Origin of the sequence: Methyloversatilis sp. RAC08 (assembly GCF_001713355.1) — a bacterium.
In the GTDB taxonomy this organism is placed as follows: Bacteria; Pseudomonadota; Gammaproteobacteria; order Burkholderiales; family Rhodocyclaceae; genus Methyloversatilis.
Window position 1 is genome coordinate 3007850 of sequence record NZ_CP016448.1, and the last position, 14818, is coordinate 3022667.

The 14818-nt window shown below is 65.5% G+C and carries 10 protein-coding genes; 3 read left to right on the forward strand and 7 right to left on the reverse strand.

Translation table 11 applies throughout. The features are described 5' to 3' along the window. The first annotated feature begins 4 nt into the window (after positions 1-4). Positions 5-4987, forward strand: a complete 4983-nt coding sequence (locus BSY238_RS13820; protein ID WP_069039652.1) for a two-partner secretion domain-containing protein — start codon at positions 5-7, stop codon at positions 4985-4987. A gap of 256 nt (positions 4988-5243) precedes the next feature. Here the strand turns inward: BSY238_RS13820 and BSY238_RS13825 are convergent, their stop codons facing one another. Genes BSY238_RS13825 through BSY238_RS13840 form a run of 4 tightly spaced genes read right to left on the reverse strand, consistent with a single transcriptional unit; the run spans position 5244 to position 9362 of the window. Beyond that, a complete protein-coding gene (locus BSY238_RS13825; protein ID WP_069039653.1) occupies positions 5244-5921 on the reverse strand; it encodes a Crp/Fnr family transcriptional regulator in 678 nt (225 codons plus the stop codon). Continuing rightward, positions 5918-6676, reverse strand: coding sequence for an exodeoxyribonuclease III (xth, locus tag BSY238_RS13830; protein ID WP_069040695.1), 759 nt, complete (start codon positions 6674-6676; stop codon positions 5918-5920). Before xth ends, BSY238_RS13825 begins: the two co-directional genes overlap by 4 nt. A gap of 11 nt (positions 6677-6687) precedes the next feature. Then, a complete protein-coding gene (locus BSY238_RS13835; RefSeq protein WP_069039654.1) occupies positions 6688-7263 on the reverse strand; it encodes a DUF4124 domain-containing protein in 576 nt (191 codons plus the stop codon). A gap of 38 nt (positions 7264-7301) precedes the next feature. Beyond that, a complete protein-coding gene (locus BSY238_RS13840) occupies positions 7302-9362 on the reverse strand; it encodes a M3 family metallopeptidase (RefSeq protein ID WP_190295018.1) in 2061 nt (686 codons plus the stop codon). Positions 9363-9565: 203 nt separating this feature from the next. On the opposite strand from BSY238_RS13840, the gene BSY238_RS13845 reads away from it, so the two are divergent. Together BSY238_RS13845 and BSY238_RS13850 are read left to right on the forward strand one after the other, a co-directional pair. Next, positions 9566-10015 carry an Hpt domain-containing protein gene (locus tag BSY238_RS13845; RefSeq protein WP_069039655.1) on the forward strand — a complete coding sequence of 150 codons (450 nt, stop codon included), beginning with the start codon at positions 9566-9568 and terminating at the stop codon, positions 10013-10015. Next, positions 10012-12096 (forward strand): putative bifunctional diguanylate cyclase/phosphodiesterase, encoded by a 2085-nt coding sequence (locus tag BSY238_RS13850; protein WP_069039656.1) that lies wholly within the window; start codon positions 10012-10014, stop codon positions 12094-12096. Before BSY238_RS13845 ends, BSY238_RS13850 begins: the two co-directional genes overlap by 4 nt. 27 nt (positions 12097-12123) lie before the next feature. On the opposite strand, the gene BSY238_RS13855 is transcribed toward BSY238_RS13850, so the two are convergent. From BSY238_RS13855 to BSY238_RS13865, 3 genes are read right to left on the reverse strand one after another with little or no spacing between them, the layout of a single operon-like run. Then, on the reverse strand, positions 12124-12807 hold the full coding sequence (locus BSY238_RS13855; protein ID WP_069039657.1) for a hypothetical protein: 684 nt from the start codon (positions 12805-12807) through the stop codon (positions 12124-12126). A gap of 53 nt (positions 12808-12860) precedes the next feature. Further along, positions 12861-13907 (reverse strand): S1 family peptidase, encoded by a 1047-nt coding sequence (locus BSY238_RS13860; protein ID WP_069039658.1) that lies wholly within the window; start codon positions 13905-13907, stop codon positions 12861-12863. Between the two features lie 14 nt (positions 13908-13921). Next, positions 13922-14791 (reverse strand): quinoprotein dehydrogenase-associated putative ABC transporter substrate-binding protein, encoded by an 870-nt coding sequence (locus tag BSY238_RS13865; RefSeq protein WP_069039659.1) that lies wholly within the window; start codon positions 14789-14791, stop codon positions 13922-13924. Positions 14792-14818: the final 27 nt, after the last annotated feature.

A 14818-nucleotide genomic window follows, 5' to 3' on the forward strand; every position in this document is an offset into this window, starting at 1 on the left:
CCCCATGCACACTGCCCTCAAGACGCCGCTGCAGAGAGCAGCAAACCTGTTGACGCGGGTCGCGGCGGGCGGCGTTATTGCGGTGCTGCTTGCCCAGGCATCGCCCGTCCGCGCCGATGCCGTCGTCGACCTGGCGGCCCCAGCAGGTCAGCAGGCCGTCGTGACCCGGGTGGGCGATGTGCCGCTGGTCGGCATCACCACGCCCGATTCGGCGGGCATTTCCCATAACCGCTGGACGACCTTCAATGTGTCGCGCCACGGCCTCGTATTCAACAATTCGAGTGGTCCGGCCAACAGTGTGCTGGCCGGACCACTGTCCGCGAATGCAGCGCTGAACGGATCGGCAGCGCGCGTCATCCTGAACGAAGTGAGCGGCAGCCAGCCCAGCCTGCTGCTGGGCCGCATGGAAATCGCCGGGCAGGCGGCACGACTGGTCATCGCCAACCCGAACGGCATCACGTGTGACGGATGCGGCTTCATCAACACGCCTCACGTCCAGCTCAGCACCGGCCGCATCGAGCGACTGAACGACGCCCTGCGCTTCGACGTGACTGGCGGGCGGATCGACATCGGTGCAGGCGGACTGTCGGCACTGGCGACCCGGCTTGACCTGATCGCCCACACCCTGCGCAGCACCGGCCCGATTGCGACCGGCTCGACGTTCGAACTGATCGCCGGGCGCACCCGGGTCGATGCCGACACGCTGGCCCTCGGCAATGCAGATGCACCGCTTCCGGAAGATTTCGAGGCATTTTCCATCGACATCGGCCAGAGCGTCAGCGCCGCGAGCATCCAGCTGATCGCGGTCGGTGGCGAGCTGGGGGTGCGCAGCACCGCGCCGCTGATCGCACTGGACGATGTGGTGATCGCCACGCGCGGACACATCGAACTGAGCGGCGACGTGACGGCCGGACGCGACATCGCACTGTACAACATCGGTGCATTCGAATCGGTGCTGCAGGGCGCGCTCATGGCCGGGCGCGACGTGACGCTGCTCGCAACCGGCATCACGCTCGCCGACACCGGACGCATCACGGCGGGCCGCGACATCGGCCTGGGATTCGTTGGCGACAATTCCGACCGATGGAGCGCCTTCCGCAATGACGGCCTGATCGACGCAGGCACTTCATTGACGTTCGCTGGACCTGGCACGGGCCTCAACACGGGCGTCATTCTCGCCGGCGCATCGATCGATGCGGCATCTGGCGCTGTACAGGCTCGAGCGGGCGATGCAGGGTTGTCTGGCAGCTACGCCGAGCGCGCCACGGAAGCGGGCGACGTCACGCTGGCGAATTCGGGCGTGATCCATGCGGGCAGCGACCTCTATCTGAACCTGATCGACAACAGCGGCGACATTTCGGCCGGTCGCGATGTGTTCCTGTCTCAGGCACGACGCGGCCAGCCCGGCGAACAGGCGCCCGAGGCCATCGACCTGGAAGGCGCAGTGCATGCGGCACGCGACCTGTTCATCCACACCCCGGCCGAAGGTGCGCAATGGCTGGGCGGCGCTCGCCGGCAATCCTTCACTGCCACGCGAAACCTGCACCTGATCGATCGCCCCTGGCTGTCCGACGCGGGCACGCCTGCCGACGGCACGGCGCAGCTGCCCTACGTGAATCGCGACCGGCTGACCGCCGGCCACGACCTCGTGATCACGCTGAACGCCCTTTTCATCAATCCGTCGGTCATCGATGCGGGCCGCGATCTGCTGATCACCGCGCGTGGCGTCAGCAACGAAACCGAAGTCGTCAGCCGGCAGGCCGCCTACGATTACCCCTACTACGCCGGCTGTCGCACGGAATACGACGGCCGGTGCGCGACGACCACCGAGGTGCCGTCGTCTCCGGCGCTGATGCTCGTCGGGCGGGACCTGATCGCCGCCTCGTCCTACTTTCACAACCGTGGTGCGTCCATTCTCGCCGGCCGTGACATCCGCATCGACGCGCCGGATGTCCTGAATGAAGATCGCCGCTATGGCGCTGTCTGGTCGGCGACCTATTACCTGATCGATCTCGATACACAGCTCGGCGGCACACCGTGCACCAGCGACTGCGTCAGCGACATCGACTGGCGGCGTACCGACAGCGGCTCGCTCCAGCTTGGCGTGCTGCCCGGGATCATCCAGGCGGGCGGCCGCTTCGGTTCAGATGGTGGTCTGGTGAGCCCGCCGTCAACGACTCCCGCACTGCCTACTCCCGATGGCCCGGCGCCTGCGATGCCGCCCGTCGCATCGGGCACGCTGACCGAAGCGATCGCCCGGATGCTGTCGAATGGCGTACGCAGTTTGACCGTCGCGCCACCCCCGCTTTCGTCCTTCGTCAACACCGGCAACATCCACGCCGCGAGCATCGTCGTCCGGGCCGCCGACATCCGGAACGGCTTCGATGTCGTCGCCGACTACTATCACCGTACCGCCGAGCCGACGGTGCCGCCGGCGCACATCGACGTCGCAGGCTTCGGCATCCATGGCAGCTCGATGCTGCCAGCGCTTGCGGCCGCCCATTACAGCGGCGCTGCGCTGATGCGCCTGCTCCCGCCCGGCCTGGCAAGCACGCTGCCCTTTGCGCTTACGCCGGCAGAAGAGGCGGCGGCCCTGCGAAATGCCTTCCTCGCGACCACCCATCGCGGCTGGATACTGCCCGGCCTGACATGGGACGCGCTCACCGGGCAGTCGCCACCGCAGCAGGAGCACGGGATTCTTGCCGCCAACGGCGCCGCGTTCGCCATCGAACACGGCATCGCGATGGGCGCCGATCTCACGGCGGCTCAGCAATCGCTGCTGGCTGCCCCCGTGCTCTGGTACGCCGCGCGCGGCGGCCAGCTGCACCCCATCGTCTATCTGCCACCCGACTGGCAGGCGGAATTGGTCGTCGTGCCCGGCGGCGCGCTTGATGCCGGTGTCGCCATCGAGCTGACCGGGGAGCTTATCGACAACACCGGCTTCGTCCTCTCAGGCGGTGCGCTGACCGTCACCTCGGACGTCCTGACGAACCGCAAGCGTTCCGCCTACTTCTACGAAAAGCGCAAGGTCAGTGGCGGCACGCTGACCATCGAAGGCGATACCGTGCAGCCCGGTGGCTTCATGCAGGCTGCCGCGTGGAGTCTGAATGTGTCGTCGGTGCATTCGGTGTCCGGCGAATTCCGGATACTTGGCGAAGACGCCGCGCAAACCAGTGCATTGAGTCACGCCTTCAAGGCGCAGATCGCCGCCGAACTGGGTGATGCCTACCGCTACGAAGAAGCGCGCGACAACCTGCGCTACCGCTTTCGGAAAAGTGGCAGCTTCGGCGATCTCGTTGGTGTGATTGCCGGCTTCACGGCCAGCATGCTGATCGGCCCGCAGATGTCGAATCTGATCGGCAGCCTGGCCACGAACTTCGGCCCGGCCTGGTCAGCGGCCACGGCCTTCACGGCGCCCGGTCTTGCCAACGTCGCCGGTACCGCGGCCATCACGCAGACGCTGTCGAGCGCGATCGGGCAGTTCGTCGCAACGGGCCGCATCGATGTCGACTCCGCCCTGACCAGCGGGCTGGCAGGCGCCCTCACAGCCGGCGCCGGAGCCTGGGCAAATACACATGTCGAATCAGCAGTCGGCCGCTGGTCCATCCGCGCATTGACCACCGGCGCCGTCGGCGAACTGACCGGTGCCGGCTTTGAGAACGCGCTGTTAAATGCCGTCATCAACGAGGCGTCTGCGCTGGGTGCCAACCAGATCGGCGATGGCAACTTCGGCCCGCACGGCAGTCTCGGCCACACGCTGGCGCACGGCATCCTCGGCGCACTGACCGCCACCGCCCGCGGCGACGACCCCTACTCCGGCGCCCTCGGCGCGATCACCGCCACCCTCGTCGAAGCCCCGCTGAACGATGCCATGGACCTCAACGGCGCGGACCGGGAGGTCGCCCTGACCGCGCTGTCGATGCTGGCCGGCGGTGCGCTCGCGGGGGCGGCCGGCGGCGATGCAGTGACCGGGGCATTCGCAGCCCAGAACGTCACGCTGTTCAACTTCCTGAAGCATCAGGAACAGGACCGCTACGCAGTCGCGAGGAACGCATGTGGCGGCGAAGCGGCATGCCTGAAAGCGGTCGATGCCGACTTCAGTCAAACGTCGCAGGCGAACAAGCGTGCGCTGGCGGACGCACGTCTCGCCTGCGAAACCACCGGCTTCTGTTCCGACTACTACCGCCTGATGACCGAGGCCCTGCCACTTGGCATGGGGGCGCAGCGTCCGGGTGGCACCGACCCCGAAAACCCGTGGTTTGGCGAACAGCAGAACGCTGATGCCATCGCCCACAACCTGGTCTTGTTCGACCGCCTGATGGCGCGCCCGCTGTCCGACGAAATCGTGCGCCACGACTTCGCGCCCGACCCCGAGTCCTACGCGTTCGCCCCGCAGGGCAGCAGCCAGTACGTCGGCGCCATCACCGCGCAGAACATCGACAAGGTGGTCGTACTGTCCGCCGCAGGTGCGTCACTGCTGCTGCCAGGGCCGGAGGATCTGGCCGTCGGCGCCGTGCTGATGACGAAAGCGGGGCAGTTCGTCGCACGGGTGATCGAGGTTGGGGGGCAGAAGCTGCTGCGCCTATACGATGACTCCTTCTCCAACGGAAGTAGCTCAAGTCCAGAGGCGAGTGTTGCTGCTGCCTCGATCACACTCGCTTATGACAGAGTTTCAAGAGTATGGAGAACCCCCGCAGGGCTCGACTATGGGATCGGCTCTATCCATGGTAATCGCATCAAGCATGTGCTTGCTCACGCAGTAGAGAATCCCAAAAAGCGAACTCACACCATTTTCAACGTGGATCGAAAGCAAGTTCTTGCATTAATCGACGAGGCGTGGGAAAAACGAGAGCAACCGCTCCCGAATGATCCAGGTTCGTATGTCATACCACTGGGGAGAGTTGTGGGTACCACTGGGGAAACAAGGATAAAGATCGTCGTGCGGCCGGGCACTAATAAGTTGATTACTGCCTATCCGGTTAAGTGAGACGAGGATACGTAAAATGATTTGTCCGCGATGCGAACAGGACGACGTTTTAGAAGTTCGGGTTCGGAAGACCGGCACTGGACTTTACGTTTGCCCCGAATGCGAGGCTACGTGGCTATGCGAGAAGAGCATTGATCAGTGTGCGTTTATAGACTTTGGCGCATATATGGAAAGCCTTGGTTTGCCGCCCCTATGGGATGAGCTTGATATCACGCAAGGGACGTTGAATACATGACGTGGGGCGCCAGTCTTTCATTCACTTCTTCTCCGCAGCAATCCCCCGCAGCCCTGCAGCGTCAAGGATATCGATCTGATTCCGCCCCAGCGACACCAGTCCCTGGTCGGCGAAGCTTTTCAGCAGGCGGGTGACGATTTCGCGCACGCTGCCGAGTTCGTCGGCCAGTTGCTGGTGGGTGGTGTGCAGCGTCTTGCCGTGGCCGAGCAGCAGGCTGGCGAGGCGCTGGTCGAGGCGGTGGAAGGCGATGGCTTCGACCAGTTGCATCAGGTCGGCAACGCGTTCGGAAAACAGGCCGAACACGAAGCGGCGGAAGTCGGGTTCGGCCAGCAGCGATTCGAACAGGCCGGCCGGCAGCACCAGCAGCTTGAGCGGGGTTTCGGCGACGCCGTAGGCGTTGTAGTCGTTGTGGCCGAGCAGGCAGGCGCTGGAAATGACGCAGGTTTCACCCGCATGCACGCGGTACAGCGGCAGTTCGCGCCCGCTGGCCGAGGCCTTGGCCACCTTGACCTGACCCGACAGCACGAACGGAAAGCCCGTGCAGGGCTGGTGCTCGTCGAACAGGCGGGTGCCGGCCGGCACGTCGAGCAGCCGGCCTTCGCTTTCGATGCGCTGGCGCGCCGCAGCCGACAGGCCGGACAGCAGCGGGTAGAGCGCGGTCAGTGCGCTGACGGTGGCGCCGGAATCCGGGGTGTTCACGACAGTGTGGCGATGACCGGTGCGTGGTCGGACGGGCGCTCCAGCTTGCGCGGGGCCTTGTCGACGACGCAGGCTGTGCAGCGTGCGGCCAGCGGCGCCGACAGCAGGATGTGGTCGATGCGCAGGCCGAAGTTGCGGCGGAAGGCGCCGGCGCGATAGTCCCACCAGGACCAGCTCTTTTCCGGCTGGTCGAACAGGCGGAAGGCGTCGCTGAGGCCGAGTGCCTGCAGGCCGGCGAAGGCGGCACGCTCCTGATTCGACACGTGTATTTCGTCCTTCCAGTCCGGGTGGGCGTCGCGCGGCTCGGGGGCGATGTTGTAGTCGCCGAGCAGGGCGAGCTGCGGGTGGCGGGTCAGTTCGTCGCGCAGCCAGGCGGTGAGCGCATCGAGCCAGCGCATCTTGTATTCGAACTTTTCAGAACCCACGGCCTGGCCGTTCGGGAAGTAGGCGCACACGATGCGCACGCCGCCGACGGTGGCCGCGATGACGCGCCGCTGTTCGTCGTCGAAGCCGGGAATGCCGGCCTGCACGTCTTCGGCCGGCTGCTTCGTCAGGATGGCCACGCCGTTATAGGTTTTCTGGCCGCTGATCGCGCTGTGGTAGCCGGCCGCTTCAAGGTCGGCGCGCGGGTAGGTGGCGTCTTCGGTCTTGGTTTCCTGCAGGCACACCACGTCGGGCTGCTCGGCGGCGAGCCAGTCGGTCAGGTGGGGCAGGCGGACTTTCAGCGAATTGACGTTCCAGCAGGCGATCTTCAAACCGGTCTCCGTCATTCTGTGGCGGGTTGCCAGTTGCCCGTGTCGGCGGGGTCGGCTTCTGCGGCGGTCGGCGCGGTACCGGGCGCCGGGGCCTTGGGCGCGACCCGGGCCGTGCCCTTCGCCGGGTAGCCGGCGCGGTTCAGCAGCGAAGTCCAGGCACTGGCGCTGAAGCCGATCAGGTGGTCCTTGCCGGCGTTGATGGCCGGCACGCGCGCCTCCTGCAGGTTGAAGCGCTTCACGAAAGCCTGTTTCTGCTCGTCGGTGATGATGCGCTGTTCGATGTAGGCGATGCTGCGGTTCTTCAGGAAGGCGAGCGCCGACTCGCACAGGGCGTCGCACTCGTTGCCGAGCCACAGCGTCACCGGTGCCGTGCGCATGGCTTCACGCTCGGCATAGCTCGCGCCCTGTTCGACCACGCTGGGCTGCAGCTTCTTCTCGGTGACCGAGCGGGCATCGGGCGGCGGCGGGGTGCCGCTGTAGTGCGTATTGCCCTGGGCGTCCTTCCACTTGTAGGTCTGAGCCCAGACCGGGCTGGCGAACACGGTGCCGGCGATCGACACGCAAAGCAGCAGGCGCAGATTCGTCATCGATAAGCTCCCTGTTGGATCGGCTGTCGGGGCGACATTCAGGCCGCCACCATGCCGCTGTGACGCAGCAGCGCGTCCGGGCGCGGTTCGCGGCCACGGAAGGCCTTGAACGATTCGAGCGCCGGGCGCGAGCCGCCCACGGCGAGGATTTCGTCCCAGAAGCGCCGGCCGGTTTCGGTGTCGAGCACGCTGCCGGACTGCTCGCGCGCCTCTTCGAACGCCTCGAAGGCGTCAGCCGAAAGCACCTCGGCCCACTTGTAGCTGTAGTAACCCGCCGCGTAACCGCCGGCGAAGATGTGGCTGAAGCTGTGCGGGAAGCGGTTCCAGGCCGGCGGTCGCACGACGGCGATTTCGTCGCGCACCTCGTCGAGCAGCTGCAGCATGGTCTGGTCGCCGCCAGGCACGAATTCATGGTGCAGACGCAGATCGAACAGCGAAAACTCGACCTGGCGCAGCGTCTGCAGGCCGCTCTGGAAGTTCTTGGCGGCGATCATCTTGTCGAACAGCGCGCGCGGCAGCGGCTCGCCGGTGTCGACGTGCGCGGTCATGCCGCTGAGCACGTCCCACTCCCAGCAGAAGTTTTCCATGAACTGGCTCGGCAGTTCGACTGCGTCCCATTCGACGCCGTGAATGCCGGACACCGCGAGATCATCGACCCGCGTCAGCACGTGGTGCAGGCCGTGCCCCGATTCGTGGAACAGCGTGATCACGTCGTCGTGCGTGAAGGTGGCGGGTTTGCCGCCCACGGGTGACGGGAAGTTGCAGTTCAGGTAGGCCACCGGCGTCTGCACGCCCGAGGCGACGCGCCGCCGCGTGATGGCTTCGTCCATCCAGGCGCCGCCGCGCTTGGTGTCGCGCGCGTACAGGTCGAGGTAGAACTGGCCCACCAGCTCGCTGCCCGCGGCCGCGGCGCGCTCGATGCGGAAGAAGCGCACGTCCGGGTGCCAGACCGGCGCCGTATCGGGCTTGATGGTGACGCCATAAAGCCCTTCTATGACGCGGAACAGGCCTGCGAGCACCTTGTGCTCCGGGAAGTACTGCTTGACCTCGTGTTCCGAAAAGTTGTAGCGGTGGCCGCGCAGCTTTTCCGACACCCAGGTCATGTCCCAGGGTTGCAGCTCGTCGAGGCCGAATTCGTTGCGGGCGAATGCGCGCAGCTCGTCGAGATCGCGTTTTCCGTGCGGCTTGGCGCGGGCGCCGAGGTCGCGCAGGAAGGCCGTGACCTGAGCCGGCGTGTCGGCCATCTTGGGCACCATCGACAGTTCGGCGAAACTGTTGAAGCCGAGCATTTTCGACTCTTCGGCGCGCAGCGACAGGATGCGGTCGATCAGTGCCGTGTTGTCGCGCGCCGCATCGCCGAACTCGGATGCGCGGGTCGCGTTGGCGCGGTACATGCGCGCACGCAGGTCGCGGTTGTCCGCGTACTGCATCACCGGCAGATAGGACGGCATGTGCAGCGTGAATTTCCAGCCCTCGCGGTCGTCGCGCTGGGCCGCTTCGCGCGCCGCTTCGATGCTGTCGTCGGGCAGGCCGGCCAGCAGTGCTTCGTCGGTCACGTATTCGGCAAAGGCATTGGTCGCGTCGAGCAGGTTCTCGGAAAACTTCGCCGACAGCGATGCCAGCTCTTCCTGGATTTCCTTGAAGCGCGGCTTGAGTTCTTCGGGCAATTCGGCGCCCGACAGGCGGAAGTCGCGCACCTCATTGTCGAGGATGCGGCGGCGCGCCGGCGACAGCGTGGCGTACTCGGGCGAATCGTGCAGCGCGCGGTACTTGGCGAACAGCGCGAGATTCTGGCCGAGCGAGCTGTAGAAGCGGGTGATTTCGGGCAGCGAAGCGTTGTACGCCTCGCGCCAGGCCGGCACGTCATTCACGCCGTGCAGGTGGCCGACCACGCCCCAGGCGCGGTTCACCTGTTCGCCCATGTCGGTGATCGGCGCCGCGAACCCGTCCCAGGTCGGGGCTTCGGGGCGCGCGATCAATTCGTCGATCAGCGCCTGATAGCGGGTCAGCAGGTCGGTGATCGCCGGCGCGACATGCTCCGGCTGGATGAGGTCGAAACGGGGCAGGGCGGAAAAATCGAGCAGCGGGTTCGTGTTCATGGGTATCCGGAAGCGTTGCAGTCAGCCAGTTGAATGACGGGTCGAGATCGATTCTAGCCCGCCGCCCGGCGACACAGGCTCAAGTTGCATGCCGTGACGCCGAAAACGGAAGGTGTAACGTGAAGTCTCCGCCCTGTACTTGCAGGTCACGCCGCGCATAATCAAGCTGCGTTCCAGGCAGCGTGCTCTCGAAAGCTTGACAGATGAATGTGCGGATTCCCCCCCAGCAGGACGATCACGCGGCCTCGCCCGACGCCGCTGCCGTGCTTGACCTGCGCATCCTGTTCAGCGTGCCCGGCATGCGCGAGAACCGCGCCGGGCTGCGCACGCGCGTGCTGGCGACCTGGCGCAATGAAGCTGCCGCGATCATCGATGCGCTGCGCGACGCCGCCTCCGCGGGGGATGCCCACGCACTGCGTCTGGCGGCGCACCGGCTGAAAAGTTCGAGCGGCGCGCTCGGTGCCATATATATAAGCAGCCTCGCGAGCGATGTCGAAAACGCCGCGCGCAGCGGCCGCATCACCTTCGACGGGCAATTGCGTCTGCACCTCGAACAGGCTGTGCAGCAGACGCTGGCCGCTTTCGGCGCGCTGGACGATGCGCCCGCCCCGATGATGAACCCCGCCAGCGGAGAACCGGGATTTCGCACATGATTCTTCTCGTCGACGACGACGTGATGGTGCGCCTGATGGCGACCGAAGCGCTGATCAGCGCCGGCTTCGAAGTGATGGAAGCGGCCAGCGGCGAACAGGCGCTCGAACTGTTCGACAGCCACGGGTTTTCGCTGGTGCTGCTCGACGTCAACATGAGCGGCATGGATGGCTTCGAGGTGTGTCGGCGCATCCGCGAGCGGGCGCATGGCCGGCGTCTGCCGGTCATCATGCTCACCGGCATGGACGACACGGTATCGATCGACAGTGCCTATTCGCTCGGCGCGACCGATTTCGTCACCAAACCGCTGAACTGGACGCTGCTGGTCTATCGCGTGCGCTACGCACTGCGGGCGGCCAGCACCGTGATGGAACTCGAAGTGTCGGAACGCCGGCTCGCGGTGGCGCAGCGCGTGGCGCGGCTGGGCGGCTGGATCTGGCATGTCGGGGAAGACCGTTGCGAGCGCAGCGCCATCTGCATCGACCTGTGGGGCGATACGCGCGCGGCGGCCCAGCAGGTTCCGTTCGGCCTGCTGTCGCGCGTGCTCAGCCCGGATCGACAGCATCTGCATGCGGCGATGGAGCGCGCCCGCGATGGCGTGCCCTATCAGATGAGTTTCCGCGTTCAGCGCGCCGACGGCTCGCTGGTGACGCTGTTCGAGCAGGCGCTGCCGGTGCGTGATGAATTCGGCCGCGTGGTGCGCATCGAAGGCGTGACCCAGGACGTGACCGAGCGCGAACTGGCCGAGCAGCGCATCCGCTTTCTCGCCTACCACGACAGCCTGACCGGCCTCGCCAACCGCCAGATGTTCCGCGAAATGCTCGACCACGCACTGGCCCGCTCGCGTCGGCTGGGCAAGCGCTGTGCCTTGCTTTACCTCGATCTAGACCGTCTCAAGCGCATCAACGACAGTTTCGGCCATACGCTGGGGGACCAGATCCTGCGCGAGGTGGCGAGCCGCCTGCTCGGATCGGTACGTTCGGCCGACTTCGTCGGGCGCGAAGGGCTGCAGCCGGATGAAGTCGTCGCGCGGCTGGGCGGCGACGAATTCACCGTGCTGCTGACCGACCTGGCGCACACCGAAGATGCGGCCCGCGTGGCGGCCCGCATCTGCCAGGAACTGGGACAGCCGATCCAGATGGATCACGTCGAACTGGTGGTGACGGCGTCGGTCGGCATCGCACTGTTCCCGGAAAATGGCGACGACGCCGAAACCCTGCTCCGCCACGCGGACATGGCGATGTATGCCGCCAAGCAGCGCGGCCGCAATACCTTCGAATTCTTCACCGAAACCATGCAGCAGCGGGCGATCGAACGGCTGTCGCTGGAGCAGGACATGGCGCACGCACTGGAAGCGGGCCAGTTCGCGCTGCACTACCAGCCGCAGGTGGACGCCGTGACCGGGCGCATCGTGTCGGCCGAAGCGCTGCTGCGCTGGAACCACCCGCAACGTGGCGCGGTGTCTCCGGTCGAATTCATTCCGGTCGCCGAAGAAACCGGTCTCATCGTGCCGATCGGCGAATGGGTGGTGCGGGAGGCCTGCCGGCAGATTGCACAGTGGCGCGATCAGGGGCGGCCTGTGGTGCCGGTTGCAATCAATCTTTCGGCCATCAATTTCCGTTCCGACTCGCTGCTGCCGCAGATTGTCGACGCGCTGCAGTCGAACCGGCTGTCGAGCCACTTCCTGCATGTGGAACTGACCGAAAGCGCGGTGATGCACGAGCCCGAAAGTGCGCTGGCCAAGCTGGCGGCGCTGAAGGCGCTTGGCCTGACGCTGTCGATCGACGATTTCGGCACCGGCTACTCGTCGCTGTCCACGCTGAAGCAGTTTCCGATCGATCTGCTGAAGATCGACCGCAGCTTTGTGCGTGACCTGCCGGACGACGAAAGCGATGCGTCCATCGTCGATGCCATCCTCGCCATGGCGCATGCACTCGGCCTGCGTGTCGTCGCCGAAGGCGTTGAAACCGAGGCGCAGCGGCAGTTTCTGGCGCAGCGAAAATGCGGCCTGATGCAGGGCTATCTGTTTTCCCGACCGTTGCCGGCCGAAGATTTCATGCTGCAGATCGAGGCCGCCCGCTGATCCGGGCTCCCGATCTGCCGCCGGGTGTCAGCCCTTGATGCCGCTGCCGGCCAGCATCATGTCGTCCTCGATCAGCACCGCCTTGCCGTCCGGCTTGCTCAGATCGGGAATCTGGCTGTCGACCCGGTAGATGCCGCCCGGCACCGCGTCGGACAGCACGAAGATGTAGGTCTTGCCGACATACTTCGGAAACTTCTGCTTGTTCGGATCATTGCTGTAGGGGGTGATGCGGTATTCCCGGGCATCGACCGTCTTGCCGCCGAAGCTCACCTTGACCGGTTTGGCGGTCGGGCCCTCCGACAGCGCGAGCCGGATGCGCTTGCGGAAATAGGCCGCCTTGCCGCCGGTCAGGCGCTCCATTTCGGCGATGTCGCGTTCGAGGAAGCACATCAGTGCCGGATTGCTCAGGCCGCCATCGACCTCGGGCATCTCCTTCTTGTTGGTGCCGCTGAGACAGGCCGTATTGACCTTGCGCGCGCCGGCCTCTTCGCTGATGCGCACCTCCACCTTGTCTTCGAACGGCTTTTCCAGACTGCCGCTGCGCTTGAAGGTGTAGCTCAGTGTGGTCGGTGCCTTCAGTGACGACAGCTGGTCGTTCAGGAACAGCTGCTTTTCGGCTTCGGTGATTTCGTCGCTCGGTTCGGCGTGGCTGTTGCCGGCTGCAATGGCCAGCGCCAGCAACAGCGCAGACAGCTTGATGTGCTTGATCATGATGACTCCTCGTGATGAAAGTGCGGACCTCTTCGGGTCCGGCTGGGTTGTGTTCAGCATGCTGCGTCGGCGTTGACGGCGCAGCCTTGCAGCCGCTGGTCGAGCAGGTTCAGCGCGCCCGGTGAAAGTCCGGCGAGTCGCGCCCGTGTCCGGGCATAGCCGGCTTCGTCGCGCTGGCCGAGCTGGGCGGTGGCGAGATCGGTCAGGAACACCGGATTGTCGGCTTCGAGCGCGTTGGCGCGCTCCAGTGCAGCGATGCCATCCACCGGCCGCCCCTGCTTGACCTGCGCACGACCGAGCGCATGCCAGGCCGATGCATCGCCGGAATTGCCGGCGATCCAGCCGCGGGCACGCGATTCCAGCTCGCCCCAGCGTGCTTCCGTCTGCAGGCGCAGCGTCTGCAGGAAGACGGGCAGGGCGCTATCGCTTTCATTCCAGAAGGCCAGACCGCTCAGGGGGGCAACGTCCGGGCCGGCAGGCAGTGCCAAGCCCTCGCGTATCCATTCGACCGGCATCGAAAACTGGTTGTCGGTGCCGCTGCGGAACTTGAAGGTCATCACGCCGACCAGCCGGTGCTCGCGATCGAACAGTCCGCCGCCGCTGGCCCCCGACGTGAAGGGTGTGGTGCTCTGGATGACGCTTGCGCCGTCGTGCGGGTGCAGCTGCAGCACCATGCCGTTGCTCACCCGGGGCGCCACGCCGAGGATGTAGCCCAGCGCGACCAGTTCCTCGCCCGGCTTGAGCGGTGTGCTGCGCAGTTCGACCACCGGCACCTGGGAGGCACCGGGTACGTCGAGCAGACACAGGTCGCGCCCGACCTGTGCGCGCTGCGAACTCACCTGCATGCGTTCGCCGTTGCTGACCACGCGTATGGTCATGGCGCGGGCGGTCACGTGGCAGGCGGTGGCGATGATGCCCGGGCCGACTGCCACGCCGGTGCCGACCGATATGTTGCCCCGGTCATCGGAGGCTTCGACCTTCAGCACGCTCGGTCGCAGCTTGATCAGCGCCGCGATGTCCTGCTGGTCAAGCGCCATGGCCGGAAACGGCCACAGTGCCAGCGTCAGCAGGCAGGCGGCAGGCGGGAGATGGCCCGTCATGGCGGTCGCGGTGATCAGCGGTCGGCAGCCGTCTGGCTGGCCTGCGACTCGTCGATCAGCGGAACGCCGTACGAGGTCAGGATGGCCTGGATGCCGGGCAGATTGCGCTGAACGGTTTCTTCGATCTTGTTCTTCCAGTCCTTCTCGCCATAGCGCACGGCCATCGTGATCGCGTAATCGAACTTGATCGTGTTTTCAGGCGGGAAACCGACGGTCACCAGATCGCCGGCCTTCGCATTGCGGCCGAAGTAACCCGCGATCGGACCCCACGCCATCGCGACATCGACCTTGCCGGCGACCAGATCCTTTTCGACGATTTCGCCCGGGTAGGCACCGGGGTCGCCGGACTGGCGCTGATAGGAAATTGCCTGGTCGAACAGCTTGTTGCGCAGCAGCCAGTCCACCGGCGGCGTTTGGGAAAACACGCCGAATTTCAGTGACTTGAGCTTTTCCGGCGGCAGCTTGAGCAGGTCGTCCGGCACCTTCACGTCGTCCAGACCCGTGCCTTTCTTGAACACCATGGCGTAAGTCGAGCGGAAATAGGGCTTGATCGTCGCGCCCATGTCGAAGCCGACCGGCACGCCGATGATGAGGTCGCACTTGTAGCGGCCAGGCAGCTTTTCGTGCTTGGCCTTCAGGGTCATCCGAATGAAGCCCATGCGGTGCGGGAAATAGGTGTACTCGAGTGCGTAACCCATGTCCTTGGCCAGCAGCTCGGCAATCTTGTTCTCGAAACCTTCGCCCTTGTCGTTCGACAGTGGCAGGTTGTTCGGGTCTGCGCAGACGCGCAGCACCTTGTCGTCGCCGGTTTCCTGCGCCTGCAGCGCCGGTGCGGCAAGTCCGGTGCCCAGCAGGAAGGCAGCAGCGATCAGGGAATGTTTCATTGTTTCAGGTCTCCTCCGGATGAATGA